Origin of the sequence: Thermus sp. 2.9, assembly GCF_000794385.1 — a bacterium.
GTDB classification, from domain to species: Bacteria; Deinococcota; Deinococci; order Deinococcales; family Thermaceae; genus Thermus; species Thermus thalpophilus.
Window position 1 is genome coordinate 222376 of the sequence record NZ_JTJB01000001.1, and the last position, 24729, is coordinate 247104.

General features: G+C 68.3%; 25 protein-coding genes and 1 tRNA gene. 17 read left to right on the top strand and 9 right to left on the bottom strand.

Features of this window, described 5'->3' with window-relative positions; translation table 11 throughout:
• The first annotated feature begins 9 nt into the window (after nt 1-9).
• Genes QT17_RS01240 through mltG form a run of 3 tightly spaced genes read left to right on the top strand, consistent with a single transcriptional unit; the run spans nt 10 to nt 2081 of the window.
• Nucleotides 10-696: a hypothetical protein gene (locus tag QT17_RS01240; RefSeq protein ID WP_039455417.1), complete on the top strand. Its 687-nt coding sequence runs from the start codon at nt 10-12 to the stop codon at nt 694-696.
• Entirely contained in the window at nt 677-1084 is a 408-nt protein-coding gene (gene ruvX / locus QT17_RS01245; protein WP_039455419.1) for a Holliday junction resolvase RuvX, read from the top strand. The genes QT17_RS01240 and ruvX overlap by 20 nt, the downstream gene beginning before the upstream one ends.
• Entirely contained in the window at nt 1068-2081 is a 1014-nt protein-coding gene (mltG, locus tag QT17_RS01250; RefSeq protein ID WP_039455424.1) for an endolytic transglycosylase MltG, read from the top strand. The genes ruvX and mltG overlap by 17 nt, the downstream gene beginning before the upstream one ends.
• On the opposite strand, the gene QT17_RS01255 is transcribed toward mltG, so the two are convergent.
• Nucleotides 2066-2902 (bottom strand): carbohydrate ABC transporter permease, encoded by an 837-nt coding sequence (locus tag QT17_RS01255; protein WP_039455425.1) that lies wholly within the window; start codon nt 2900-2902, stop codon nt 2066-2068. The two genes, mltG and QT17_RS01255, sit on opposite strands and share 16 nt — an antisense overlap.
• Nucleotide 2903: 1 nt before the next feature.
• Entirely contained in the window at nt 2904-3398 is a 495-nt protein-coding gene (locus QT17_RS01260) for a hypothetical protein (RefSeq protein WP_039455426.1), read from the bottom strand.
• 32 nt (nt 3399-3430) lie between these two features.
• On the opposite strand from QT17_RS01260, the gene QT17_RS01265 reads away from it, so the two are divergent.
• The gene (locus tag QT17_RS01265; RefSeq protein ID WP_039455428.1) at nt 3431-4150 is read left to right on the top strand and encodes a hypothetical protein; all 720 of its coding nucleotides are present in this window, start codon (nt 3431-3433) and stop codon (nt 4148-4150) included.
• A 5-nt stretch (nt 4151-4155) separates the two neighbouring features.
• Nucleotides 4156-5241 carry an enolase C-terminal domain-like protein gene (locus tag QT17_RS01270; RefSeq protein WP_039455430.1) on the top strand — a complete coding sequence of 362 codons (1086 nt, stop codon included), beginning with the start codon at nt 4156-4158 and terminating at the stop codon, nt 5239-5241.
• Here QT17_RS01270 and QT17_RS01275 read toward each other — a convergent pair.
• Together QT17_RS01275 and QT17_RS01280 are read right to left on the bottom strand one after the other, a co-directional pair.
• Nucleotides 5227-5853: an HAD family phosphatase gene (locus QT17_RS01275; protein ID WP_039455431.1), complete on the bottom strand. Its 627-nt coding sequence runs from the start codon at nt 5851-5853 to the stop codon at nt 5227-5229. The two genes, QT17_RS01270 and QT17_RS01275, sit on opposite strands and share 15 nt — an antisense overlap.
• Nucleotides 5846-6895 carry a sugar MFS transporter gene (locus tag QT17_RS01280; RefSeq protein ID WP_039455434.1) on the bottom strand — a complete coding sequence of 350 codons (1050 nt, stop codon included), beginning with the start codon at nt 6893-6895 and terminating at the stop codon, nt 5846-5848. The genes QT17_RS01275 and QT17_RS01280 overlap by 8 nt, the downstream gene beginning before the upstream one ends.
• A gap of 38 nt (nt 6896-6933) precedes the next feature.
• On the opposite strand from QT17_RS01280, the gene QT17_RS01285 reads away from it, so the two are divergent.
• From QT17_RS01285 to QT17_RS01340, 12 genes are all read left to right on the top strand, one after another.
• Nucleotides 6934-7710 carry a folate-binding protein YgfZ gene (locus QT17_RS01285; RefSeq protein WP_039455435.1) on the top strand — a complete coding sequence of 259 codons (777 nt, stop codon included), beginning with the start codon at nt 6934-6936 and terminating at the stop codon, nt 7708-7710.
• Nucleotides 7683-8867, top strand: coding sequence for a CinA family nicotinamide mononucleotide deamidase-related protein (locus tag QT17_RS01290; RefSeq protein ID WP_039455437.1), 1185 nt, complete (start codon nt 7683-7685; stop codon nt 8865-8867). The genes QT17_RS01285 and QT17_RS01290 overlap by 28 nt, the downstream gene beginning before the upstream one ends.
• Entirely contained in the window at nt 8864-9457 is a 594-nt protein-coding gene (thpR, locus tag QT17_RS01295) for an RNA 2',3'-cyclic phosphodiesterase (protein ID WP_039455439.1), read from the top strand. The genes QT17_RS01290 and thpR overlap by 4 nt, the downstream gene beginning before the upstream one ends.
• Nucleotides 9408-10430 (top strand): recombinase RecA, encoded by a 1023-nt coding sequence (gene recA / locus QT17_RS01300; protein ID WP_039455440.1) that lies wholly within the window; start codon nt 9408-9410, stop codon nt 10428-10430. The genes thpR and recA overlap by 50 nt, the downstream gene beginning before the upstream one ends.
• A complete protein-coding gene (gene rny, locus QT17_RS01305) occupies nt 10427-12151 on the top strand; it encodes a ribonuclease Y (protein WP_039455442.1) in 1725 nt (574 codons plus the stop codon). Before recA ends, rny begins: the two co-directional genes overlap by 4 nt.
• 16 nt (nt 12152-12167) lie before the next feature.
• Nucleotides 12168-13199, top strand: coding sequence for a rod shape-determining protein (locus QT17_RS01310; protein ID WP_039455444.1), 1032 nt, complete (start codon nt 12168-12170; stop codon nt 13197-13199).
• 5 nt (nt 13200-13204) lie between these two features.
• Nucleotides 13205-13630 (top strand): 3-hydroxyacyl-ACP dehydratase FabZ, encoded by a 426-nt coding sequence (gene fabZ, locus QT17_RS01315; RefSeq protein ID WP_039455446.1) that lies wholly within the window; start codon nt 13205-13207, stop codon nt 13628-13630.
• Complete coding sequence (locus QT17_RS01320) at nt 13627-14265, top strand: S4 domain-containing protein (protein ID WP_039455447.1); 639 nt, start codon at nt 13627-13629, stop codon at nt 14263-14265. The genes fabZ and QT17_RS01320 overlap by 4 nt, the downstream gene beginning before the upstream one ends.
• A gap of 114 nt (nt 14266-14379) precedes the next feature.
• Nucleotides 14380-20982 (top strand): intein-containing adenosylcobalamin-dependent ribonucleoside-diphosphate reductase, encoded by a 6603-nt coding sequence (locus QT17_RS01325; RefSeq protein ID WP_039455449.1) that lies wholly within the window; start codon nt 14380-14382, stop codon nt 20980-20982.
• A gap of 6 nt (nt 20983-20988) precedes the next feature.
• Complete coding sequence (locus QT17_RS01330) at nt 20989-21600, top strand: phosphoribosylanthranilate isomerase (RefSeq protein WP_081995745.1); 612 nt, start codon at nt 20989-20991, stop codon at nt 21598-21600.
• Nucleotides 21597-22382, top strand: a complete 786-nt coding sequence (locus QT17_RS01335) for an inositol monophosphatase family protein (protein ID WP_039455451.1) — start codon at nt 21597-21599, stop codon at nt 22380-22382. The genes QT17_RS01330 and QT17_RS01335 overlap by 4 nt, the downstream gene beginning before the upstream one ends.
• A gap of 9 nt (nt 22383-22391) precedes the next feature.
• Nucleotides 22392-22871 (top strand): flavin reductase family protein, encoded by a 480-nt coding sequence (locus tag QT17_RS01340; protein WP_039455452.1) that lies wholly within the window; start codon nt 22392-22394, stop codon nt 22869-22871.
• Here QT17_RS01340 and QT17_RS01345 read toward each other — a convergent pair.
• The 5 genes from QT17_RS01345 to QT17_RS01365 all read right to left on the bottom strand — a co-directional run bounded on the left by QT17_RS01345 (nt 22868) and on the right by QT17_RS01365 (nt 24694).
• Nucleotides 22868-23662 (bottom strand): DNA-formamidopyrimidine glycosylase, encoded by a 795-nt coding sequence (locus tag QT17_RS01345; RefSeq protein WP_039455454.1) that lies wholly within the window; start codon nt 23660-23662, stop codon nt 22868-22870. The genes QT17_RS01340 and QT17_RS01345 overlap by 4 nt on opposite strands.
• Nucleotides 23655-23960 (bottom strand): DCC1-like thiol-disulfide oxidoreductase family protein, encoded by a 306-nt coding sequence (locus tag QT17_RS01350; protein ID WP_039455455.1) that lies wholly within the window; start codon nt 23958-23960, stop codon nt 23655-23657. The genes QT17_RS01345 and QT17_RS01350 overlap by 8 nt, the downstream gene beginning before the upstream one ends.
• Entirely contained in the window at nt 23944-24321 is a 378-nt protein-coding gene (locus QT17_RS01355) for an acyl-CoA thioesterase (protein ID WP_039455457.1), read from the bottom strand. Before QT17_RS01355 ends, QT17_RS01350 begins: the two co-directional genes overlap by 17 nt.
• A gap of 9 nt (nt 24322-24330) precedes the next feature.
• Nucleotides 24331-24567 carry a 4a-hydroxytetrahydrobiopterin dehydratase gene (locus QT17_RS01360; RefSeq protein ID WP_039455458.1) on the bottom strand — a complete coding sequence of 79 codons (237 nt, stop codon included), beginning with the start codon at nt 24565-24567 and terminating at the stop codon, nt 24331-24333.
• Nucleotides 24568-24617: 50 nt separating this feature from the next.
• Nucleotides 24618-24694: transfer RNA gene (locus QT17_RS01365), tRNA-Met, on the bottom strand.
• Nucleotides 24695-24729: the final 35 nt, after the last annotated feature.

Consider the following 24729-nt stretch of genomic DNA (forward strand, 5'->3'; position numbering starts at 1 on the left):
GATAAGCCCATGGCCGAACTCCTGAGCGCTTTGGCCGTGGCCCTTTCCTGGGGCCTTTTCGCCCTCACCTGGGGGCGTTACCGCAAGCGCCCCTCCCTCCACAACGCCCTCTACAGCCTCGGCCTGCTGCTTTTCGCCCTGGGGGTTTCCGCCGAGCTTCTGGCCCGCCTCCTGGGGGCCTGGACCCCTGCGCTTTACCGCCTTTGGTACCTGGTGGGGGCCATGCACGGGGTGACCTTCTTGGGCCTGGGGAGCCTGGCCCTCCTCAACCCTCGGGCGGCCCGGGGCCTCCTCCTTCTCCTGAGCCCCTTCATCCTTTACGGGCTCCACTTGGTCCTCTCGGCCCCCTTGGACCTAAGCGCCCTCCCCACCCCCCACGCCCCCTCGGGGAAGGCCTTCCCCGAGCCAAGCCTCACTTCCCCCCGGCTTTGGACCATCCCCTTTAACCTCCTGGGCACCCTGCTCCTGGCTGGGGTGGCCCTGTACACCACCCTCCTCTTCTGGCGGCGAAACCCGTTGCGGGCCCAAGGCACGGCCCTCATCTTCGTGGCCGCCTTGGTCCTGGCCTCCACCAGCACCCTCAACCGGTTGGGGGTGGTGGGCCTGGAGGAGCTGGGGCGGGCCCTCGGGGTGGCCCTCCTCTACCTTGGGGTGGTCCTGGCGGACCGGTCAGCCTATGCGGGTGGGCGCGCTTGACGTGGGGGAGGCCCGCATCGGCCTGGCGGTGGGGGAGGAGGGAAGCCCCTTCGCCTTCGGCCGGGGGTACCTGGTGCGGAGGGGCCTCGAGGCGGACCTCGAGGCCATCCTGGACTTCGTGCGGCGGGAGGGCTTAGGGAAGCTTTTGGTGGGCCTTCCCTTGCGCACCGACCTCAAGGAAAGCGCCCAGGCCAAGCGGGTCCTTCCCCTGGTGGAGGCCTTAAGGGCGCGGGGGGTGGAGGTGGAGCTTTGGGACGAGCGCTTCACCACCAAGCTCGCCCAAAGGCGGCTCCAACACGCCCCCAAGCGCCTGCGCCGGGAGAAGGGGAAGCTGGACGAGCTGGCGGCCGTGGTCTTGCTGGAGGACTACCTTGCCCGAAGGCTCTAGGAAGTGGCTCTGGCGGGGGGTTTTGGCCCTTTTCCTCACCTTCGCCCTCCTCCTGGCCTACGCCCTTTGGCTCTTGGGGCCCACGGGGAAGGAGGCGGTGGTGCGCATCCCCCGGGGGGCCAAGGGGGCGGAGGTGGCGCGGATTTTGGAGGAGGCGGGGCTTTTGCGCTCGGGCCACCTCTTCTCCGCCTATCTGCGCTTTTCCGGGCGGGAAAGGCGCTTGGTGCCGGGAGTTTACCGCCTTAAGGGGGAAGGGGCCTTCCGCCTGGCCCGCGCCCTCACCGGGGGGGAGAAGCCCCTGACCCTCACCCTCACCTTCCCCGAGGGGCAAAGGGCCAAGGATTACGCCCAGAGGCTCTCCCAAGCGGGGTTGGATGGGGAGGGTTTCCTCCGCCTCGTGGAAAACCCCGGGCCCCTCAAGCCCCCTTACGTGGAGGGGAGGACCCTGGAGGGCTACCTCTTCCCCGCCACCTACACCTTTGACCTCCTCGCCACCCCGGAGGAGGTGGTGCGGGCCCTGCTCCGCCGCTTTGAGGCGGAGCTCACCCCCCCGGTGCGGGCCCTGCTGGCCGAACAGGACCTTTCCGTCCACGCCTGGGTGACCCTGGCCTCCATCGTGCAGGCGGAGGCCGGGAGCGAGGCGGAGATGCCCTACATCGCCGGGGTCTTCCTCAACCGCCTGGAACGGGGGATGCCCCTCCAGGCCGACCCCACCGTGGCCTACGCCCTGGGCAAGCGCCTCCCCGAGCTTTCCCGCCCCGCGGGGGATTTCGCCGTGGACTCCCCCTACAACACCTACCGCTACAAGGGCCTTCCCCCAGGCCCCATCGGCAACCCGGGGCGAGCGGCCCTCCTCGCTGTCCTAAACCCCATCCGCCAGGACGCCCAGGGCCGCCCCTACCTTTACTTCTTCCACGCCCGAGGGAAGCTTTTCCTCAACACCGACTTCGCCGGGCACCTTCGGGACCTCGCCCGCCACCGCTACTCCTCCCCGTAGCGGAGGAGCCTTAGCTGGGCGTAGGCGAAGAGCAGGGTGAGGAGGAGGATGACCACGGTGACGGCGGCGGCGTAGCCTAAGCGGAAGTTCTCAAACCCCGCCTCGTAGAGGTAGTAGCCCAGGACCCGGGTGGCCCCGTAGGGCCCGCCCCGGGTGAGGAGGAAGACGGCGGCGTAGGACTGGAGGGAGAGGATGGTCCCCACCACCACCAAGAAGGCCACCGCCGGGCGCATGAGGGGAAGGACCACGTGGCGGAAGGCCTCCCAGGGCCCCGCCCCGTCCACGTAGGCGGCTTCCAGGAGGGTTTTGGGGATGGCCTTGAGCCTTGCCGAGGCCACCAGGACCCCGTAGCCCAGGTGCCGCCAGAGGGTGAAGAGGACCACCATGACCAGGGCCCAGAACCCCTCCCGGTCCCAGGGGGGGATGGGGAGGAACTGGGCCAGGGCCCCGTATTCCGGGGTGAAGAGGGTGTACCAACTCAGGGTGGCCCCGCCCAGGGTGACGAGGCCGGGTAGGAAGAGGAGGCTCTTGGCGAAGCGCTCGTAAGGCATCCCCTCCAGGGCCACCGCCAGGGCTAGGGAAAGCCCCACGAAAAGGGGCAGGGCGAGGAGCATGAACTTAAGGGTTACCCAGAGGCTATTCCAGAAGGCGGGGTCCTTCAGGAGGTCCTGGTAGTTTTTAAGCCCCACGGGCTTGGGCTCGGAAAGCCCCGACCACTCCCAGGTGGAGAAGCGGATCACGTCCAAAAAGGGGTAGAGGACGAAGACCCCCAGGGTGAGGAGGGCGGGGAGGGAGAAGAGGACTAAGGGCAGGCGGCGCACGCTAGAAGAGGTAGAGGAGGCTTAGGCGGAAGGGGAAGCGGTCTGAGGTGGCGGCCTCGAGGGCAAGGGGCTCCAGGTAAAGCCGGAGCCCCAGGCCCCAGGCCAGGTGCAGCCCGCTTCCCGTCTGGTACCCGAGGCCCAAGGTGCCGGAAAGGGCCCCGCCGGGAAGCTCCAGGCTCGCCACCGGGCCCACGTGGGCCCCCAACGGGTAGCGCAGGTCAAGCCCAAGGCCAAGGGAGGTATAGAAGTCCCCAAGCACGAGCCCAGGGAAGAGGTTGGCCTTGAGGAGGGCGTAGACCTCGGGGCTTGGCGAGAGGAGGGCCTCGGCGTCTAGCCCAGTGTCAATCCCCAAGGGGCTAAAGGGGAGGAGGAGGCTTCCTTGCAGGTAGGCTCCCTTGTCCGGGGCGTAGCCCACGCCTAGGGTGTTTTCTGGGTAGGCCGGGGCCTGGGCCAAGGCCAAGCCCAGGAGGAAGAGCAAAGCCAAAAGCCGCTTCATATCCCCCCCATCCTACCAGGTAGCATGGGCCCATGCAGGCGGCCTTTTCCCTGGAGCCTCAAGAAGGCTACCTTCCCGCCAAGGAGGTGCCCCTTCTGGTCCTGGTGGGCCTCACCGGGGTGGGGAAGAGCACCCTGGTGGAGGCCTTGGCGCTTCCCCGGCTTCCCGACCGCCGGGAACTCGTGGACCGCCACATCCTCCCCCGCTACGGGGCCAAGCCCCCCCTTCCCCGGGAGGAGCGCTTCCGCTACACCCGGCTTTTCCGGGAGGAGTTCCCCGGGGGGGTGGCGGAGGTCCTGGCCCGGGGGTACGTGGAGGCCAAGGGCCCCCTCCTCTTTGACGGCCTGCGGGGAGAAAAGGAGGTGGCCTTCGCCCTGGAGCACCTGCCCCACGCCCGCTTCGTCCTCCTCCACGCCCGGGAGGCCACCCGGCTCAAGCGCCTTCTTTCCCGCCAGGACGCCTTTGACCGGGTGGCCCTAGCGGAAGGGGAGCTCCAAGCGCTTAGGGAGCTTGCCCGAGGGGTGCTCGCCCCAGGGGAGCTGGAGGAGGCCTTGGCCCTTGCCCCCCCGGAGGAGGTCTTGGCCAAGCTGAAGATCGTGGCCGAGGAGAAGAAGAACTATGACCCCGAGGGCCCCTTGCGCCTCTTAAAAGGCCACCCCCGGGCCCTCCTCCTGGACACCGAGGCCCTCTCCCCCGAGGAGGAGGCGCGGGCGGTGCGGGCCTTCCTCCGGGACCAGGGCCTTTTAGAATGAGCCTCATGCCGACCCTGAAGGACTTCCGCCTCATCCCGTTCCGCATCCCCCTAAAGGCCCCCTTGCGCTGGGGCAAGGCCTCGGAGCTAGGGGCTTTGGAGCACGCCCTTTTGGAGGTGGAGCTTTCCGATGGCTCCCTGGGCCGGGCGGAGGTGGCCATAAGGCCCACCATCTACGGGGAGACCTTGGGAAGCGTGGAGGCCGGGCTTCGCTACCTCTGGCCTCGGCTTAAGGGCCTCGAGGCGGACGACCAGGAGGCCATCCGGGCCGTCTTGGAAGCCTTTCCCTTCAACTACGGCCTGAAAGGGGCCTTGGACACCGCCATCTGGGAGGCCTGGGCCCGGAGCGAGGGGGAGGAGCTCCACCAGGTCCTGAAGCCCGCCAAGCACCGGGTGCGGGTGGCCTACATCCTGGGCCTGGGAAAAGAGGAGGAGGTCCTGGAGGACGCCCGCATGGCCTACGGGGCGGGGGTTAGGGTCTTCAAGGTGAAGGTGGGGCGGGACCTAAAGGGGGACACGGCGCTTCTCACCCGCCTCAAGGAGGCCTTCCCCGACGTGGACCTCTACGCCGACGCCAACGAGGCCCTCGCCCCGGGGGAGGCGGAGCGCTACCTCGCCGCCTGGAAGGAGCTCGGCCTCCTCTACGTGGAAGAGCCCTTGCCCCGGGAGGAGGTGGAGGCGAGGAGGCGCCTTAGGGAAAGGAAGATCCTCCCCCTCATCGCCGACGATTCCGCCATGACCCCGAGGGACCTGCGGCGGGAACTCCTCTTGGACACCTTTGACGTCCTCAACCTCAAGCCCGCCCGCACCGGCATCACCTGGACCCTGGAGATGCTGGCCTTAGCCCGGGAGAAGGGCAAGCGGGCCATGGTGGGAAGCCAGGCGCAAAGCTCCTTTGGCGCCTACCAGTCCGCCCTCCTCGCCTTCCAACAGGGGGTGACAGAGCCCTCCGAGCTCGCCTTCCACCTGAAGGCGGAGGGCGGCTTCTTCCCCTTCCCCGCCTTCCGGGAGGGGTGGCTCTACTGGGATGACCTGGTGGAAGGCCGCTTTGACGAGGCGGCCTTCGCCCGGTACGCCCTAAAGGAGGTCTAGCGCCTCCTGGAAGTCCCGGAGCACCCCCTTGGCCCCCGCCTCCAGGAGGCTTTCCGCCCCATGCCCCGTGAGGAGGGCGTAGGTGGGGATGCCAGCCCCTGCGGCGCTTTTTACCCCGGAAGGGGAGTCCTCAAAGGCGAGGGCTTCCTCCGGGGCCACCCCCAGGCGCTTTAGGGCCACCCGGTAGGGCAGGGGGTCGGGCTTGCCCCGGCCCACCTCCTCGGCGAGGACCAGGAGGGGCGGGCTTAGCCCGAGGGCCTTTAACACGTGGTGGGCGTTTTCCCGGGGAGCGTTGGTGACCACGCCCCAGGTGAGGCCTTTTTCCTCGGCCCTTTTCAGGAGCTCGTGGAGCCCGGGGGTGGGCTTTAGCCCCTGGGCGAGCTCCCGGAAGCGGGCCTCCTTGGCCGCGATGAGCCTCTGCGCCTCTTCTCCTTTTAAGCCCAGGAGATCTTCCACGATCTCCGGGTTGAGCCGGCCGGAGATGCGCTCGCGGTAAAAAGCAGGGTCCACGGCGAGGCCAAAGGGCCTAAGCGCCTCCTGCCAGGCCAAAAGGTGAAGGGGGTCGGTGTCCGCCAAGGTGCCGTCCAGGTCAAAGAGGAGGGCCTTAGGCATGGGCTTCCCTCCGCGCCAAGCCCTGAAGGAGGAGGAAAATCGCCCCCGCCAGGGCCAAAAGCCCAAGGGGAATCCCCCCTTGGGGCAAAAGGGCGAAGAGGGCGGGGATCAGGGTGCTCCCCGCCGCCCCCGCGTACATGAGCCCCCCCAGGGCCTTGTGCCCAAAGCGGGCCTGCACCAGGGCGAAGAGGGTGGAGAAGAGGGGCCCGAGGAGGAAGCCCGTCAGGGGAAAGAGGAGGGCGGTGGGGGGGAGGAGGTTGAGGGCGAGAAGCCCCATCACCCCCAGGAGGAGGGCTTGGAGGGAAAAAAGGGGCCTTTGCGCCACCCGCTTCGCCAGGGCGAGCCTTCCCAGGGCCAAAAAGAACCAGTAGAGGGAAAGGAGCAAGCCCCCCAGGGCGGTGGGGTGGCCTAAGGCCTCCAACCAGACCCGGTTCCAGGTGGCCAAGGAGCCCTCTAGCCCGGTGTACAGGGCCACGGCCAGGAGGAAGGGCCAAAGCCTTCCCGAGGCCTCCCCGGAGGCGCGGGCCACCTTGGGGGCCTCCCAGACCAAAAGGGCGGCGAAGAGGGCGAGGAGCCCCGCCAGGGCGAAGAAGAGGCCATAGGGCAGGAAGGTAAGGGCGAAGGGGGTCGCCACCGCTCCTAGGCCGAAGGCCACGTTCACCCGGTTTAAAAGCTCCACCCGCCTTTCTGGGAAGAGCTCCCCCACGAGGCTATTGCCGTGGACGTTCATCGTCCCTTCCCCGAGGCCCAGGAAGAAGGCCAGGGCCACCACCCAGGGAAAGCCCGGGGCGAAGGCCACGCCGAAAAGGGCGAGCCCCACCAGGAGGAGGGCTCCCGGGAAAAGGGGGTGGCGCCTTTCCCCTTGCGCCAGGCGCACCCCCAGGAGGAGGCCCACGAGGAGGGCGGTGAAGAAGAGGGAAACCTCTTCGCCCACCCCGTACCGGGCCCGCCAGAGGGGCAAGGCCGCCCCCGGCAGGGCCACGATGACCCCCACCAGGAAAAGGGCGAGGAAGGAGCCCCAGAAAAAGCGCACGTCCGCCATTCTCCCCCTTCCTGACCCTTTGGTCAATAATGGAAGGCATGGAGGCCCTCTTGGCCCAGGCCCTTTCGGGGGAAGGCTTCTTCGCCTTCCCGGGTGTGCTTTTGGTGCGGGGGCCGGACGCCTTTTCCTTCCTCCAGGGGCAGTGCACCCGCGACCTGAGGCGGCTTTCCGGGCCCATGGGGGCCCTCTTCCTCAACCACAAGGGGCAGATAGAGGAGGCGGCGACCCTGTTCCCCCACGCGGAGGGCTACCTCCTTGCGCCTTGGGGTAGCCTCGAGGGCCTTTCGCAACGGCTCAAGCGCTACATTGTCTTTGACCAGGTGGAGCTTTTGGCGCTTCCCCTTTACCGCTTGGTCCACGCCGACGGGCGGGAGGCCATTGGGGAAAGCGCCGAGGGCGCTTGGCCCCTGGCGCTTTACCCCCTTTACACCCTGCTCAAGGGCCTTCCCCTCCTCTCCGATATCCGGGGGGAGCTACCCCAGAGCGTGGGCCTCCTCTCCCTGGTGGACTACGGCAAGGGGTGCTACGTGGGCCAGGAGATCATGGCCCGCACCGAGGGCAAGGCGGTGCCCTACCGCCTGGTGGGCCTAAGGGCCCTGGCCTCGGGGGAGGCGCCGGCGGAGCTCTCCTGGGCGGGGAAGCGGGTGGGGGAGCTCAAGCGCCTCGAGGCCACCCCCTTTGGCCCCTTGGGCCTCGGGGTGGTGCGGCAGGAGGTGCCCTTCGGGGCCGAGGTGGAAGGGGGCGGGGGGCGGTACCGCCTCGTCCCCCTTCCCTTTGAGGAGGCGACGTGGAGCGGGCAGAGATCATCGGGGTAGGCACGGAGCTCCTTTACGGGGAGACCCTGGACACCAACACGGCGGAGATCGCAAGGAGCCTCAAGCCCTTCGCCCTCAAGGTGGAAAGGACCCTCAGGGTGGCGGACGAGCCCGAGCCCTTGGCCCGGGAGGTGCGGGCCGCCTGGGAGCGGGCCCGGCTTGTGGTGCTCTCCGGGGGGCTCGGACCCACCCCGGACGACGTGACCCGGGAGGCGGTGGCCTTGGCCCTGGGGGAGCCCCTAGGCCTGGACGAGGCGGTCTTGGCGGAGATTGAGGCCCTCTTCCGCGCCCGGGGGCGGGCCATGCCCGAGGCCAACCGCAAGCAGGCCCTGAAGATCCCCTCCGCCACCTGGCTCAAAAACCCCGTGGGCACCGCACCCGGCTGGTGGGTGCGCAAGGAGGGCAAGGACCTCGTCCTCCTCCCCGGGCCGCCCCCCGAGTGGCGGCCCATGTGGCAAGAGGTGCTTCCCCGGCTCGCCCTTCCCCAAAGGCCCTACGCCGAGCGGGTCTTCAAGACCTGGGGCATCGGGGAGTCGGAGATCGTGGAGCGGCTTGGGGAGCTTTTCCTCCGGGAGGAGGAGGTGGAGGTGGGCACCTACCCCAAGCCCCACGGGGTGGAGGTGGTGGTGCGGGGCCGGGAGGACCGGGTGGCGGAGCTTTCGGAAAGGATTAAGAAAAAACTTCTCCGGGAGATCTGGGGCGAAGGGGACTTGACCCTGGCCGAGGCGGTAAAGAGGCGGATGGAGCTGGAAGGGGCCACCCTGGCCACCATGGAAAGCCTCACCGGGGGGCTTTTGGGGGCGGAGATCACCCGGGTGCCGGGGGCGAGCCGCTTCTACCTCGGGGGCGTGGTATCCTATTCCGTAGGGGCCAAGGCCCGCTTCGGTGTGCCCGAGGAGCTCCTCGCCAAAACGGTTTCCGCCGAGACGGCCAAGGCCATGGCGGAAGCCGCAAGATCCCTTTTCGGCGCCACCTACGCCCTGGCCACCACGGGGGTGGCGGGGCCCGAGCCCCTCGAGGGCGAGCCCGTGGGCACGGTTTACGTGGCCCTGGCGGGGCCCACGGGGACGGAGGCCAGGCGCTACCGCTTTCCCGGGGATCGGGAGGCGGTGCGGTTAAGGAGCGTGTACGCCGCCTTGGCCCTTCTGGTGACATGAGGCTTTTCTACGCGGTTTTTCTCCCTGAGGACGTGCGGCGGGCCCTGGTGGAGGCCCAAGGCAAGGTTTCCCGCTACAAAGGCTGGAAGGAGGTGGCGCCCCACCAGCTCCACCTCACCCTCCTCTTCCTGGGGGAAAGGCCGGAGGAGGAGCTGGAGGACCTCGTGGCCCTGGGCCACCGCCTGGGGCGCCGGCAGGCCCCCTTCCCCGCCCGCATCCGGGGCACGGGCTACTTCCCCAACGAGGGAACCCCCCGGGTCTGGTTCGCCAAGGCGGAAGGGGAAGGGTTTTCCCTCCTGGCCGAGGCCCTTAGGGCGGGGGTGGTGGAGGCCTTGGGGGAGGAGGCCCTGAGGGCGGGGGGGGATAAGCCCTTCAAGCCCCACATCACCCTGGCCCGGCGCAAGGCCCCTGCCCCCAGGGTGCCCCCGGTGGTCTTCGGCCTGGAGTGGCCGGTGACGGAGTTCGCCCTGGTGCGCTCGGAGCTCAGGCCCAAAGGGCCCGTCTACACCATTTTGGAAAAATTTCCCCTGCGAGGTGAGCATGGACGAGAACAAGAGGAAAGCGCTAGAGAACGCCCTAAAGACCATTGAAAAAGAGTTCGGCAAGGGGGCGGTGATGCGGCTTGGGGAGATGCCCAAGCAGCAGGTGGACGTGATCCCCACGGGCTCCTTGGGCCTGGACCTGGCCTTGGGCATCGGGGGCATCCCCCGGGGCCGGGTGGTGGAGATCTACGGCCCCGAGTCCGGCGGCAAGACCACCTTGGCCCTCACCATTATCGCCCAGGCGCAGAAGCAGGGGGGTGTGGCCGCCTTCGTGGACGCGGAGCACGCCCTAGACCCCCTCTACGCCGCGCGGCTTGGGGTGAAGGTGGAAGATCTCCTGGTCTCCCAGCCGGACACCGGGGAGCAGGCCCTGGAGATCGTGGAGCTCCTCGCCCGCTCCGGGGCGGTGGACGTGATCGTGGTGGACTCCGTGGCCGCCTTGGTGCCCAAGGCGGAGATTGAGGGGGACATGGGGGACGCCCACGTGGGCCTCCAGGCCCGGCTCATGAGCCAGGCCCTGCGCAAGCTCACCGCCGTCCTGGCCAAGAGCAACACCGCCGCCATCTTCATCAACCAGGTGCGGGAGAAGGTGGGGGTGATGTACGGCAACCCCGAAACCACCCCCGGGGGGCGGGCCCTCAAGTTCTACGCCAGCGTGCGCCTGGACGTGCGCAAAAGCGGCCAGCCCATCAAGGTGGGGAGCGAGGCGGTGGGCATCAAGGTGAAGGTGAAGGTGGTGAAGAACAAGCTGGCCCCGCCCTTCCGCGAGGCGGAGCTGGAGATCTACTTCGGCAGGGGCTTTGACCCGGTCATGGACCTGGTGAACGTGGCCGTGGCTGCCGGGGTGATTGAGAAGGCGGGGAGCTGGTTCTCCTACGGGGAGCACCGCCTGGGCCAGGGGAAGGAGAAGGCGGCGGACTTCCTGAAGGAGCGGCCTGAGCTCCTGGAGGAGATCCGGGCCAAGGTCCTGGAGCGGGCCGACCAGGTGGTCTTGGCCGCCAGCGAAGAGGGGGAGGAATGAGCCTTCTGGACCTGGTGCTCTTGGCCCTGGTCCTCCTCCTCTCCGCGGCCCTTTTCCTAAGGCGCAAGGGCGAGGATCGCGCGGGGGAGGAGGCGAAGGCGGTCCTGGACGCCGCCAGGGAGGAGGCGAAGGCGGCCTTGGAGGCCGCCCGCAAGGAGGCCAAGGAGATCCTCGAGGCGGCCCGGCACGAGGCCAAGGCCCTAAGGGAGGAGGCGGAGGCCCGGGCCAAGGCCCTGAAGGCGGAGCTGGAGGCCGAGCTCCAGCGCCGGACGGAGGCGCATGAGCTGGAGGCGAAAAAGCGCTTCGCCGAGGCGGAGGAGCGCCTCAAGGCCGAGCGGGAGGAGCTCAAGGCGGAAAGGGAGCGGCTCCGCTCCTTGCAGGAGGAGCTCAAGGCGGAACGGGAGCGCCTCAAGGAGGAAAGGGAGGAGCTTCGCCGGGAGGCGGAGAGGCTTTCCAAGCGGGGCGAGGCCTTGGACGCCCGGGCCCTGAAGCTGGACGCCCTGGAGGAGGCCCTCTCGCAAAAGGAAGCGGCCCTCAAGGCCAAGGAGGCGGGGCTTTCCGAGCGGGAGAAGGAAATAGAGAAAAGGCTTTACCAGGTGGCGGGCCTTTCCCCTGAGGAGGCGCGCAGGCTCATCCTGGAAAAGCTGGACCAGGAGCTGGAGGAGGAAAAGGCCCAAAGGGTGAGGGCCGCTTTGGAGAAGGTCCGCCTCGAGGCCCGGCGGGAGGCGCAGAAGATCCTGGCCCAGGCCATGCAGCGCCAGGCCTCGGAAACCGCCGCCCAGCTCGCGGTTTCCGTGGTCCCCATCCCCTCCGACGCCATGAAGGGCCGGATCATCGGCCGGGAGGGGCGGAACATCCGCACCTTTGAGGCCCTCACGGGGGTGGACCTCATCATTGACGACACCCCGGAGGCGGTCCTCCTCTCCTCCTTCAACCCCGTGCGGCGGGAGATCGCCCGCATGGCCCTGGAGGAGCTCTTAAAGGACGGGCGCATCCACCCAAGCCGCATTGAGGAGGTGGTGGAGAAGGCCAAGCAGGAGATGAAGACCTTCATCTACGAAAGGGGGGAGGAGGCGGCCCTCGAGGCCGGGGTGGTGGGGCTCAAGCCCGGCCTCATCCAGCTTTTGGGCAGGCTCCACTTCCGCTCCAGCTACGGCCAAAACGTCCTCAAGCACTCCGTGCAGGTGGCCCACCTGGCGGGGATCATGGCGGCGGAGCTCGGCCTGGACGCCGCCTTGGCCAAGCGGGCAGGGCTTCTCCACGACATCGGCAAGAGCGTGGACCGGGAGGTGGAAGGGAGCCACGTGGAGATCGGCATCGCCCTGGCCCGGCGCTTCGGGGAGCCCAAGGAGGTCCTTGACGCCATCGCCCACCACCACGACCCGGAGAACGCCGAAACCACCTACGCCGTCTTGGTGGCCGCCGCCGACGCCCTCTCCGCCGCCAGGCCGGGGGCCCGGCGGGAAAGCCTGGAGGAGTACCTGCAGCGCCTCGAGGCCCTGGAGCGCATCGCCCTCTCCTTCCCCGGGGTGGAGACCGCCTTCGCCGTGCAGGCGGGAAGGGAGGTGCGGGTCATCGTCAAGCCGGACAAGATCACCGACGCCAAAGCGGTGCTCCTCGCTCGGGAGATCGCCAGCCGCATTGAGCGGGAGATGAACTACCCAGGGCAGGTCCAGGTGACCGTGGTGCGGGAAAGCCGGGCGGTGGAGTACGCCAGGTGAGCTAGAATAGGGCGATATGCTTCGGGGCGAGGACATCGGGATTGACCTGGGGACGGCCAGCGTCCTCATCTACGTGCGGGGGAAGGGGATCGTCCTCCGCGAGCCCTCGGTGATCGCCGTGGTGCAAGGGAAGCGGGAGGTGAAGGCGGTGGGGGCGGAGGCCTACCGCATGCTCGGGCGCACCCCCGGCAACATCGTGGCCGTGCGCCCCCTAAAGGACGGGGTGATTGCCGACTACGCCCTCACGGAGAGGATGCTCCTTCTCTTCCTGCAGAAGGTGCTTTCCCCCATGAGCCGCTTCTTCAAGCCCCGGGTCATGGTGGGGGTACCTTCTGGGGTCACGGACGTGGAGCGGCGGGCGGTGGTCCAGGCGGTCTCCGCCTTGGCGCAGAAGGTCTACCTCATTGAGGAGCCCTTGGCGGCGGCCATCGGGGCGGGCATCAACGTGGCCGAGCCCACGGGGAGCATGGTGGTGGACATCGGGGGCGGCTCCACCGACATCGCCGTCATCTCCTTGGGGGGGATTGTCCGCTCGGAAAGCCTCCGCATCGCCGGGAACGAGATGGACCAGGCCATCATCCGCCACATTCGCCAGAAGTACAACCTCCTCATCGGCGAGCGCACCGCCGAGGAGCTCAAGATCCAGCTCGGCCGGGCCAAGCTCCTGCCCGGGGAGGAGAAGGAGGTGGCGGAGGTCCGGGGGCGGGACCTCATCACGGGCCTTCCCCGCACCGCGGAGATCCCGGCGGAGGACGTGGCCGAGGCCCTCAAGGAGCCCTTGGAGAAGATCTTCCAGGGGGTGAAGGGGGTGTTGGAGACCACGCCCCCCGAGCTGGCCTCGGACATCTACGAGCGGGGCATCCTCCTCACCGGGGGCGGGGCGCTCCTCAAGAACCTGGACGTGGCCTTGCAGGAGGCCACGGGGGTGCCGGTGGTGGTGGCGGAAAACCCCATTGAGGCCGTGGCCTTGGGCACGGGGAAGGCCTTGGAGATGCTCCACGTCCTCGAGGACACCATCCTCTCCTCCGACGACGTCCTCAGGAGGTGAGGCCGTTGGACATCCAGGAGATCCTCAAGCTCCTCCCCCACCGCTACCCCTTCCTCCTGGTGGACCGGGTGTTGGAGGCGGACGAAAAGCGCTTCCGCGCCCTGAAGAACGTGACCTTCAACGAGCCTCACTTCCAGGGGCACTTCCCCGGCTACCCCATCATGCCGGGGGTGCTTCTCCTCGAGGCCATGGCCCAGGCGGCGGTGGGCACCATCGCCCGCCAGCCCGGCTTCAAGCCCGGGGGGCTCGTCTTCCTGGTGGGGGTGGAGGAGGCCCGCTTTAAAAAGCCCGTGGTGCCGGGGGACACCCTCATCCTGGAAGGGGAGCTCCTCCTGTTCCGCCGGGGCCTGGGCAAGGTGGCGGTGAAGGCTTTGGTGGAAGGGGAGGAGCGGGCGAGCGCCACCTTGAGCTTCGCCGTGCGGGAGGGGTGATGGACCTTTCCGCCTACCTCAAGCGGGCCCGGGGCGGGCGGGTGGTGCGCACGGCCTTCTTGGACCTGGAGGACCAGGCCCTCCTGGAGGCCCAGGCGAAGGCGGAGGGGCTCAAGGTGGCCTTCTTCGGCGGCTTTCCCCTGGCGGAGCGGAAGGTGGCCGTCCTCTACCCCCCCGAGGTGCCCGGCGTTTCGGACCCGGTGGAGGTCTACGTCCTGGAGAAGGAGCCCCCGGACCTGGGGGAGGCCATGGGAGACGTGGAGGCCTGGGAGGAAGGGTACTTGGTGGCCCTCCTGCCCGAGGGGAAAAAGGCCCTCCTGGAGGCGGGCTACGCCTTGCACCCCGCCCCCGAGGCCGCCTTCAAGGCCAGCAAGGGGGTGCGCACCTTGGTGGTGCCTTCCCTAAGGGTGGACGCTCTCGGGGCCAAGGGCTTCGGGGTTTCCCGGAGCTACTTCGTCCAGGGGGTGAAAGCGGGCAAGGTGCGCCTAAGGGGTAAGGTGGCCTCCCCCAAGGACGAGGTGCGTCCCGGGGACACCCTTCTGGCGGAGGGCCTAGGAAGCCTTAGGCTCCTGGAGGTCTTGGGCTCCACCCGCCGGGGCAACTTCAAGGTGCGGGTGGAGGTGGAGAAGGGTTAGGCGTCCTCGTTTGGGTGGGGGGGAAGTGTGAGCCCCCCCACTTGCCACGAAGACTCAAGGAGTAGTAGCATTCAGGCCGTAAGCCCCAAGATATGGGGGGATTTAGGAGGGGTTATGGAGCGCTATTTCTTTGACGAACACGCCCAGGCCATCGCCAAGCGCCAGTATCTCCAGCCCGGGGACGGGGATATTCTGGGCATGTTCCGCCGGGTGGCCCGGGAGATCGCCAAGCCGGAGAAGCCCGAGGAGCGGGCTTATTGGGAGGAGAAGTTCTTTGAGCTCATGAGCAGCAAGCGCTTCTCCCCCGGCGGGCGCATCCTGGCCGGGGCCGGCACCGCCCACGGCAACCTCCTCAACTGCTTCGTGCAAGGGGCCACGGAAAACCCCCCCGAAAGCTTCGCGGGCATCATGGAGGTGGCCAAGAAGCTCGCCTTGGTCACCAAGGTGGGCGGGGGGAACGGGGTGAACCTGGACCCCTACCGCTCCCGGGGCACGAGGAAGCGCCGGGCGGTGCAGGGGGTGGCCTACCTTTCCGCGGGCCACCCCGACGTGGAGGACTTCATCCGCGGCCTCATGCGCCCCCCCATCAACCCCGATGGCCCCAAGGAGGAGATCGCCCTGAAGAACTTCGCCCGGGTGGTCTACGGGGAGGTTTCCCCTGAGCTAAAGGCCTTGGCGGAGCGCTACGGGGTGGCCCTGGCCCAGGAGCCCCCGGGGGACGTCATCCGGGTGCCCGACGACATGGGGGGCATCGTGGAGGCCGCCAAGGAGGCGGCGGACCTTGCCCGGCGGGGGCTTGTGCCCCATGTGGACTTCTCCCTCCTTCGGCCCGAGGGCGCCCCCATCCGGGGAAGCGGGGGAACGAGCTCGGGCCCTGTGAGCTTCCTCTTTGAGATCTTTGACAACTTCCTGGAGTGGGCGGCCTTGGGGGCGGAGGAGGCGGGCCCCGTGGCCACCTTGCGCTACGTCTACGCCCCCGTGCTCCGGGTGGTGCGGCAGGGGGGGTGCCTCCATCCGGACACCTTGGTGCACACCGACCGGGGCACCTTGCGCCTTTGCGAGCTCGTGGACCCCTTCCGGCGGGGCTGGCAACGCCACACCCTAAGCGTGGCCACCGATGAGGGCTGGCGGCCGAGCCCCGAGGGGTACAACAACGGCGTAGCCCCCACCCTCCGGGTGGTGTTGGAAAACGGCCTCGAGGTCCAGGGAACCCCCAACCACAAGCTCAAGGTCCTCCGGGAGGACGGGACGCGGGCGTGGGTGGAGCTCCAGGAGCTTAAGCCCGGGGACTGGGTCATCTGGGTGCTGGATGAGCACACGGGCACTCCGGTCCAACTCGCCCCCTTGGACGAGCCCTTCCACCCCAACGCCACCCCCATCCGCACCCCGGAGGTGCTCACCGAGGACCTGGCCTTCCTCCTCGGGTTCTTCTTCGGGGAAGGTTTCGTGAGCGGGGACCGCCTCGGCTTCTCCGTTCACGAGGACGAGCCCATGCGGGAGGAGGTCAAGCGCCTCTTCCGGGAGCTCTTTGGGCTAGAGCTTCGTGAAGAAAAGAAACCCGGTGACCGGAGCGTGACCCTGGTGGTCAGGAGCCGTCCCCTGGTCACCTGGCTCAAGAAGAACGGTTTACTTAAAGGGAAGGCGCGGGAGTTGGAGGTTCCCCGGGCCATCCGCCAAAGCCCCCGCCCCGTCCTCGCCGCCTTCCTCCGGGGCCTGTTTGAGGCGGATGGCACGGTGACCGCAGGCTACCCCATGCTGGCCACCGCCTCCAAGCGCCTGGCCCAGGACGTGATGGTCCTCCTGGGAGGGCTTGGCATCCCTTCCAAGCTCCTCCGCTACAACCCCCGCCCCGGTCGCTTCTCCAAGGCTGAGCACTACCGGGTCCGGGTGGTGACCGCAAAGGGCCTGGAGCGGTACCTGGAAAGGATTGGGGTGCCCCAAGGCTCCCGCCTCGAGGCCCTTTACCAAAGCCGACCCGACACGCGCCGAGAGTCCAGCTGGCCCTTGCCCCACGCCGAAGGCCTCTTAAGACCCCTCCTGGCGGTGGCGGAAAAGGGCGGGAAGGGCCATGTTTCTCCCTACACCCCCTTGCGCAAGGACCTCCTCCGGTATCTCCGGGGCGAGCGCCAGCTCACCGCCACGGGGTACACCCTGGTCCAGGAGAAGGCCCAGGGCTTGGGCTTGGAGGCCGAACCCTTCGCCTTTAACGAGTACTACGTGCGCGTGGCGGCCGTGGAGCCGGGGGGGGAGATCCTTACCCTGGACCTTTCGGTGGAGGGCAACCACACCTACCTGGCCAACGGCCTGGTGAGCCACAACACCCGCCGCGGCGCGGGCATGGCCACCCTGTCCATTGAGCACCCCGACCTCCTGGACTTCCTCACCGCCAAGGACCTGGACCGGGAGAAGGCGGAAGGGGACATCTCCACCTTCAACATCTCCGTCCTGGTAAGCGACGCCTTCATGCGGGCCTTGGAGCAGGACGCCCTTTGGCCCGTGACCCCCATTGAGGTCCCCGGCAAGTACTACCCTTATCCCCTGGAGGGCCCCTACACCGGGAAGGTGCCCGAGCTCCCCGAGCGGGAGGACGGGGCCAAGGCCATCCCCCTTTACGAGGGGAAGGTACCCGCCCGCTGGCTTTGGCACGAGATCGCCTGGCACGCCTGGGCCACGGGGGAGCCGGGGCTCATCTTCGTGGACCGGGTCAACGCCCTTTCGGCCCTGAAGGGGTTGGGGGAGCGCTACCAGATACGTTCCACCAACCCCTGTTTCGTGGGTTCTACCCGGGTGCCCACGGAGTACGGCCTGGTTCCCATCGCCGAATTGGCGGAGAAGCCGGAAGGCTTTTTCCTGGTCACGGACAACCGCGCTCCCTTCGGGGGTGTGGGCCGGCCCATGCCCCACGAAGGCACCACGGTGCGCCGGGCGGCCAAGGCCTTCTTCACCGGGGTGAAACCGGTGGTCCGCCTGAGGACGCGGGAGGGGCTGGAGCTCACCCTTACCCCCGACCACCCGGTCCTTACCCCTCTGGGCTACCGGGAGGTGGGGAGTCTCCGTCCGGGGGATCGGATCCTGATCCAAAGTGGGGAGGGCCTTTTCCCCAAGGAGGTGGCCCTCCCAGCCCCCGCCTTGGCGGTGGTTCGGGAGCGGGTGGCCACCGCCGGGAGCCGGGGCGGGGCGGGAAGGGCCGATGTGCGGGCACAGTACGCCAACCTTCCCACCCAGTGGAGCCGGGAGCTGGGCGTGGCTTTGGGGTGGCTTGTGGGCGATGGCTACCTGCGGGAAGACGGGGTGGGCTTTTACTTCTCCCGGGAGGATTTCCAGGCGCTTGGTTGGCTTGTAGACCTTCTTCGGGATTGGTTGGGCGGAGGGACCCTCCAGGAAACCTCCTCCAACACCTACCACCTGCACTTTAAGCGCATCCCCGCCGAGTTCTTCCAGGCGCTTGGGGTCAAGGTGGCCAAGGCCACGGAGAAGCGGGTCCCTGAAAGCCTTTTCCGGGCTCCCCGGGAAGCGGTGGTGGGCTTCCTCCAGGGGCTCTTTAGCGCCGATGGCTCGGTACAGCTGAACCCGGGCAAGAAGGACGCCACGGTGCGATTGGCCTCCTCCAGCCTGGCGTTGCTGCAGGATGTGCAGCTCCTTCTCCTCAACCTCGGCATCTTCGGCAAGATTTACCGGCGCCGTGCTGCGGGTAAAACCTCCTTGCCTGATGGGCGGGGTGGGCTGAAGGAATACCCGGTGGCGGAGCAGTACGAGCTTATCCTTGGGGCTAGAAGCCGGGACCGCTTCGCCGAGGTGGTGGGCTTCTTGCAGGAGGAGAAGCAGGCGAGGCTTTGCGCCTACCTCCAGGACCGCCCTCGAGGGAGCTACCGCAAGCCGTTTGTGGCGGTGGTGGAGCGCCTCGAGGCCTTGGGGGAAGCCCCCGTGTACGACCTCACCGAGCCCGTGACCCATAGCCTCATCGCCAACGGCTTGGTCTGCCACAACTGCGGGGAAATCCCCCTCACCGTGGGCGAGCCCTGCGACCTCGGCGCCCTGAACCTCGCCGCTTACGTGAAGGACGGGGAGTTCCAGATGGAGGCCTTCAGGGAGGACGTGCGCACCGCCATCCGCTTCCTGGACAACGTCCTGGACGTGAACCGCTTCGCCCTCAAAGACAACGAGGAGGCGGCCAAGAGGCTCCGCAGGCTCGGGCTTGGGGTCATGGGCCTCGCCGACATGCTCATCCGCTTGGACCTTCCCTACAACTCCGAAGCGGCCCGGCAGAAGGTCTACGAGATCCTCTCCGCCATGCGGGAGGAGGCCATAAGGGCCTCGGAGGACTTGGCCGAGGAGCGGGGGCCCTTCCCCCTCTACGAAGAGCACCGGGAGTACTTTGAGGCCCTGGGCATCAAGCCCCGGCGCAACGTGGCCGTCCTCACCGTGGCCCCCACGGGCACCACCAGCATGCTCATGGGGGTCAGTAGCGGGATTGAGCCCGTCTTCAGCCCCTTCGTCTGGCGCAGGATCGGCGGGGAGTACAAGCCCCTCCTCCACCCCCTCTTCGTGGAGCTCATGGAGGCCTTCCCGCCCGCCCCCGGCTACGAGAAGGACGGCAAGTGGGACTGGGACAAGATCGTTGAGGAGATCCAGAAGGACGGGCACGGCTCGGTGCAGAACCTCCCCTTCGTGCCCGAGACCATCCGCAAGGTCTTCCTGTGCGCCCACGACATCCACCCCCTGGACCACGTGCGCATGCAGGGGGTGGTGCAGCGGGCCTTTGACGCCGAGGGGTACGCCGGGAACTCCCTCTCCAAATGCCTTGCCAAGGGCACCTTGATACCTACCTCCCGTGGGCTTATCCCCGTGGAAGAGATCGCCCCACCTCACCCCGAGGACACCTTTGTTCCCGTGGAGGGCCTTTACACGGCTGAAGGCTACCGCATCACCGCCCACTACTTTGCTGGGAAGAAGCGGGGGGTTCGGGTGCGCCTGGACAACGGCGCCGAGCTGGTGGGGGCTTGGGAAAGCCACCGCGTCCTTACTCCGGAAGGTTGGCGCCTTATGCGGGACCTGAAGCCGGGGGATCTCGTGCTGGGGAAGTTGGTGCCTTCCCATGGCCCAGGGGGCGCTCCTATCCCCTTGGACTTTCCCCGCCGTACCAACGCCAAGGCCCTCCCTTTGCCGGAATGCATGAGCCCGGAGTTGGCCCTTTTCCTGGGCATGTTGGCGGCGGATGGGGCCACGGTGGAGCGCACGGGTTTTGTGGGCATCGCCACCAAGAGCCCAGAGGTGGAGGCGGCTTTCCGGAATGTGGCCTACAAACTCTTCGGCGCGGAGCCCAAGGCCACCCTGGACAAGCGCACGGGGGTGCGTAACGTTTACCTACTTTCTAGGCGCTTGGCCCGCTATGTGGAAGCCTTGATCGGCAAGGGAGCTAAGGAGAAGCGGGTGCCCTCCCAGATCCTCCAGGGGAGCCCCGAGGAGAAGCTGGCCTTCCTCCGGGGGTTGACCTTGGACGGGTACGCCCGCCAGGACCAGGGCCTCATCCTTTACGAGGGCAAAAGCCGCCGGCTTGCTTACGAGGCTGCCGAGGTGGCCCGCAGCTTCGGGCTGCCCTGGGTGTACCAAGGCCGCAAGAAGGTGAGGGCGCCTAGGGAGACGTACTTCGTCCACTCGGTGGTGGTTTCTGGCCCTCTTCAAGAGCTGGTGGAGCCCATAGAAAGCCACAAGCGCATTCCCCGGGTGGACAAGCGGTACAGGGTTTTCGTGCCCGAGGAGATTCTGGCGGCCACCCGGGTGGGGGTACACCACCCCGGCTACAATAACCTGAAATCGGTGCGGGATAGGGGGGTATCCCACGTGTACAACCGCACCGCGGACCGGCTGGGTTGGCCCACGGAGGTGCTGGCCTTCCGGGTGGTGGCGGTGGAGGATGCGGGCGAGGTGGAGATGTACGACATAGAGGTGGAAGACGTCCACCGCTATGTGGTGAACGGCATCATCTCCCACAACACCATTAACCTGCCCCACGAGGCCACGGTGGCCGACGTGGAGGCGGCCTACACGGAGGCCTACCGCACGGGGTGCAAGGGGATCACCGTCTACCGGGATGGCTCCCGGGAGTTCCAGGTGCTCACGGTGAAGAAGGAGGACAAGGAGGTGAAGGAAGAAAGGCGGGAGGCACCCGACGAAGCGCCGCAAGGGCAGGAGGCCAAACGGGGGGAAGGGGGCCCCGTCTACGAGCGCCCGGGCCGCCTCATGGGCTTCACGGACATGGTCAAGCTCCTTTCCCCGGAAGGGACCAAGCGGAGCTTCCTCGTCACGGTGAACCTCCTGGGGGACAGGCCCATTGAGGTGATCCTCACCTCGGGCAAGGCGGGGGACGAGGCCAACGCCGACAGCGAAGCCCTGGGCCGGGTGGTGTCCATCGCCCTGCAGTACGGGGTTCCCCCCGAGGCCATCGTCCGCACCCTCCGGGGCATCAACGGGGGGCTTTACGGCACCTACCAGGGCCGGCTCGTCTCCAGCAAGGCCGACCTCATCGCCGTGGCCCTGGAAACCATCCCCCAGGCCTTCAAGGGAATGGTGGGGGCGGAGGAGCCCTTGCCGAGCCTTTCCGGAGGGGGCCTGGCCCTGCCCGGGGCCCTTCCTTGCCCGGTCTGTGGGGAGAAGGCCCTGGTGCGGGAGGAAGGTTGCTACAAGTGCCAGGCCTGCGGCTACTCCAAGTGCGGCTAGGGCATGGTGCGGGTGAAGATCTGCGGCCTCACCCGCCTCGAGGACGCCCTCCTGGCCGAGGCGCTCGGGGCCCACGCCCTGGGCTTCGTCCTCGCCCCGGGCTCCAAGCGGCGGGTCTCCCCGGAGCAAGCTCGGGAGATGGCCAAAGCCTTGGGCCCCTTCGTGGTCCGGGTGGGGGTCTTCCGGGACCAGGCCCCGGAGGAGGTGCTCCGCCTCATGGAGGCGGCGGGGCTTCAGGTGGCCCAGCTCCACGGGAGGGAGCCCCCGGAGTGGGCCTTGGCGGTGGGGCGCTTTTATCCCGTGATCAAGGCGTTTTCCCTGCAAGGCCCCGCCGATGCCGCCTGGGCCGAGTACCCCGCCTGGGCCCTCCTCCTGGATAGCCCCCGGCCCGGAAGCGGGGAGGCCTACCCCCGGGCTTGGGCCGAGCCCCTCCTGGCCACGGGGAAGCGGGTGATCCTGGCCGGGGGAATCACCCCGGAAAGCGCTCCCCAAGCCCTGGCCCTCCGCCCCTACGCCATAGACCTGGCGAGCGGGGTGGAGGAGGCGCCGGGGGTGAAGAGCCCAGAGCGGCTCAAAGCCCTCTTCGCCCAGGTGCGGGCCTTTATGATGGGGGCGTGAAGGGCCATCCCTTTTACCCCTATCTAGAGGCCCTCCTGCAGGCGGCGACCCTGGCCCAGGGCATCCACGCCTACTACTTGGCCAAGGGCTTCACCCAGGGGACCAAGTCCGGCCCCACGGACCTGGTGACCCAGGCGGACCGGGAGGCGGAGGAGGCCATCAAGAACCTCCTCCTTTCCCGCTTCCCCGGAGCGGGGTTCTTGGGGGAGGAGGGGGGAGGGGAGGGCGGGAAGGCCCTCCGCTTCATCGTGGACCCCCTGGACGGCACGGTGAACTACGCCCACGGCTTCCCTTTCTACGGGGTTTCCCTGGCCCTCGAGGTGGAGGGGGTCATCCAGGTGGGGGTGGTGCGGGACACGGCCCGGGGGGAAACCTTCTACGCCCTAAGGGGTGGGGGGGCCTACCTGGATGGGCGGCCCATCCGGGTCACGGAGCGGGCGGAGCTTTTGGGAAGCCTCCTCGCCACGGGCTTCCCCTATGACGTGGCCAAGGACCCCGAAAACCTCACCTACTTCGCCCGGGCCCTCCGGCGGGGGCTTTTGGTGCGGCGGCCGGGGGCGGCGGCCCTAGACCTGGCCTACGTGGCCGCGGGGCGCCTGGAGGGCTTTTGGGAAGTGAAGCTCAACCCCTGGGACGTGGCGGCGGGGTGGCTCTTGGTGGAGGAGGCGGGGGGAAGGGTGACGGACCTGGAGGGGAGGCCTTACCACCTGGGCCACCGCTACATCGTGGCCACCAACGGGTGCATCCACGAGGCTTTGCTAAGGGTGCTCCAGGAAGATTAGAATGGGGGCATGGACCTCGAGGCCAAGAAGAAGGTCTTAAGGAGCTTCACCTACGGGCTTTACATCCTCACCGCCAAGGATGGGGAGGAGTACGCCGCCGGCACGGTGAACTGGGTGACCCAGGCCTCCTTCACCCCGCCCCTCGTCGCCCTGGGGGTGAAGCGGGATAGCCGCCTCCACGCCCTCATAGAGCGCACGGGGAGGCTCGCCCTCATGACCCTGGCCGCGGACCAGAAGGCCATCGCCCAGGACTTCTTCAAGCCCACGCAAAGGGAGGGGGAGACCCTAAACGGCCACCCCTTCGTCCCCTCCCCCACCTTCGGCCTGCCCCTCCTCACGGAGCTTCCCTACTGGCTCGAGGCGGAGGTGCGCCACCTCTACCCCGGGGGGGACCACAGCCTGGTGGTGGCGGAGGTGGTGGAGGCCGGGGTGCGGTACGAGGCCAAGCCCCTGGTCATGTGGGACACGGGCTGGTTCTACGGGGGCTAGGCCTGGCAGCGGGGGCAGAAGTGGGTGCTCCTGCCCCCCACCACCCCCCGCCGGATGGGCCCGCCGCAGCCGGGGCAGGGGCGGCCTTCCCGCCCGTAGACGGCGTGGTGCTCCTGGAAGCCCCCGGGGAGGCCGTCGGGCTGCCGGTAGCTCTGGTCGGAAAGCGTGCTTCCCCCCAGGGCCACCGCCTCGGCCAGGACCTCCCTCAGCGCCCAATAAAGCCTTTCCCCCTCGGCGGCGCTTAAGGAGGAGGCCCGCCGGAAGGGGCTCAGCCGGGCGCGGAAGAGGGCCTCGTCGGCGTAGATGTTCCCCACCCCCGCCGCCAGGGTCTGGTCCAGGAGGAGGGCCTTGAGGGGCTTTGGGCTTTGGGCGAGGCCCTGGAGGAAGCCGGTAAGGGTGAAGGCCTCGGATAGAGGCTCGGGGCCGAGGCGGCTTAGGAGGGGGATCTCCCGGTAGTCCCCTTCCCGCACCACCAGGATGCGGCCGAAGCGCCGGGGGTCGTGGAAGTGGAGGCGTAGCCCCTCCAGCTCCCAGGTGAGGCGGGTGTGGGGGGTGGGCTCGAGGCGGAACCCCCCGGTCATCCCCAGGTGCACCACCATCTCCAAACCCCCGGAGAGGGCGAAGAGGAGGAACTTCCCCCGGCGGCCGATCCCCTCCACCCGCCTCCCCACCGCCTCCTCCACGCGGCGGTAGCGCCCCGGGTCCTGGTGGCGCACCGCCAGGACCCGCCTGCCCAGGACCAGGGGGAGGAGGCGCCCCCGGGTGGTCTCCACCTCGGGAAGCTCAGGCACGGGGCCTCCGCGCCGCCAGGAGGCGGTAAAGGGGCCTTCCCACAGGGCCTAGGAGGTAGAGGACAGGGAGGAGCGGCCAAAGGAGGGGCAGGCGGCGGGCCAGGTGGAGGAGGGCGCCGTAGCCGCGGTAAACCCTTTGACCCTCCAGGACGTGGAGCTCCTGGAGGAGGGCCTCTTGGTCCAGGTCCCGGACCTCCTGGAGGGGTTCCACCCGGAGGCTTTGCCCCAGGTCCAGGGCCTTGAGCACCCCGCCCAAGGCCCGGCAGTAGGGGCACCGGGCGTCAATCAGCACCCGCATGGGCCTCCACGGGGACGGGCTCCCCCTTCTCGTTCACCGCCACGTAGGTGAGGGTGCCCTTGGTGGCCAGGGTCCGGCCGTTCTCCTGGCCGAAGCGCTCCTTGTAGACCTCCACCTCCACGGTCAAGGAGGTGCGCCCCACCCGCACCACCCGGGCCACCACCTCCAGGAGGTCCCCGGTGCGGATGGGGACCTTGAACTCCACGCTCCCCACCGCCACGGTGACCACGGGCTTCTTGGCGTAGCGGGCGGCGGCGTAGGAGCCCACCTTGTCCATGAGGCCCAGGACGAAGCCGCCAAAGGCCGCTCCCAGGGGGTTGGTGTGCTCGGGGAAGACGAGCTCGAGGGTCCGCGCCTCCATGCCTCTAGCCTACAGGAGCGCATCCGTGAGGCGGGCCATCTCCTCGTCCTTCGCCGTGATGCCCCCGGCGCTATGGGTCCACCACTCCACCTCCACCTTGCCCCACTCCACGGTGAGGCGGGGGTGGTGCCCCTTGGCCTCGGCCAGCTCCCCCACCCGGTTGGCGAAGGCCAGGGCCTCCCGGAAGTCCTTGAAGCGGAAGACCTTGGCGAGCCGCTTGGGGTTTTCCCTCACCTCCCAGTCCATGCCTTAAGGGTAAAGCGAAACTCCCCGGGCCATTGTGCCCGGGGGCCTTCTGGTTGCGGGGGCGGGATTTGAACCCGCGACCTTCGGGTTATGAGCCCGACGAGCTACCAGGCTGCTCCACCCCGCGTCGCCATCCTTAACTATAGTGAAGGATGGCACCTT

Excerpts from the sequence above, each read along its gene's own strand:
- QT17_RS01240 (WP_039455417.1), top strand. The coding sequence starts at position 10 with ATGGCCGAACTCCTGAGCGCTTTGGCCGTGGCCCTTTCCTGGGGCCTT.
- ruvX (WP_039455419.1), top strand. The coding sequence starts at position 677 with ATGCGGGTGGGCGCGCTTGACGTGGGGGAGGCCCGCATCGGCCTGGCG.
- QT17_RS01260 (WP_039455426.1), bottom strand. The coding sequence starts at position 3,398 with ATGAAGCGGCTTTTGGCTTTGCTCTTCCTCCTGGGCTTGGCCTTGGCC.
- QT17_RS01265 (WP_039455428.1), top strand. The coding sequence starts at position 3,431 with ATGCAGGCGGCCTTTTCCCTGGAGCCTCAAGAAGGCTACCTTCCCGCC.
- QT17_RS01270 (WP_039455430.1), top strand. The coding sequence starts at position 4,156 with ATGCCGACCCTGAAGGACTTCCGCCTCATCCCGTTCCGCATCCCCCTA.
- QT17_RS01275 (WP_039455431.1), bottom strand. The coding sequence starts at position 5,853 with ATGCCTAAGGCCCTCCTCTTTGACCTGGACGGCACCTTGGCGGACACC.
- QT17_RS01280 (WP_039455434.1), bottom strand. The coding sequence starts at position 6,895 with ATGGCGGACGTGCGCTTTTTCTGGGGCTCCTTCCTCGCCCTTTTCCTG.
- QT17_RS01285 (WP_039455435.1), top strand. The coding sequence starts at position 6,934 with ATGGAGGCCCTCTTGGCCCAGGCCCTTTCGGGGGAAGGCTTCTTCGCC.
- thpR (WP_039455439.1), top strand. The coding sequence starts at position 8,864 with ATGAGGCTTTTCTACGCGGTTTTTCTCCCTGAGGACGTGCGGCGGGCC.
- recA (WP_039455440.1), top strand. The coding sequence starts at position 9,408 with ATGGACGAGAACAAGAGGAAAGCGCTAGAGAACGCCCTAAAGACCATT.
- rny (WP_039455442.1), top strand. The coding sequence starts at position 10,427 with ATGAGCCTTCTGGACCTGGTGCTCTTGGCCCTGGTCCTCCTCCTCTCC.
- QT17_RS01310 (WP_039455444.1), top strand. The coding sequence starts at position 12,168 with ATGCTTCGGGGCGAGGACATCGGGATTGACCTGGGGACGGCCAGCGTC.
- QT17_RS01325 (WP_039455449.1), top strand. The coding sequence starts at position 14,380 with ATGGAGCGCTATTTCTTTGACGAACACGCCCAGGCCATCGCCAAGCGC.
- QT17_RS01340 (WP_039455452.1), top strand. The coding sequence starts at position 22,392 with ATGGACCTCGAGGCCAAGAAGAAGGTCTTAAGGAGCTTCACCTACGGG.
- QT17_RS01350 (WP_039455455.1), bottom strand. The coding sequence starts at position 23,960 with ATGCGGGTGCTGATTGACGCCCGGTGCCCCTACTGCCGGGCCTTGGGC.
- QT17_RS01355 (WP_039455457.1), bottom strand. The coding sequence starts at position 24,321 with ATGGAGGCGCGGACCCTCGAGCTCGTCTTCCCCGAGCACACCAACCCC.
- QT17_RS01360 (WP_039455458.1), bottom strand. The coding sequence starts at position 24,567 with ATGGACTGGGAGGTGAGGGAAAACCCCAAGCGGCTCGCCAAGGTCTTC.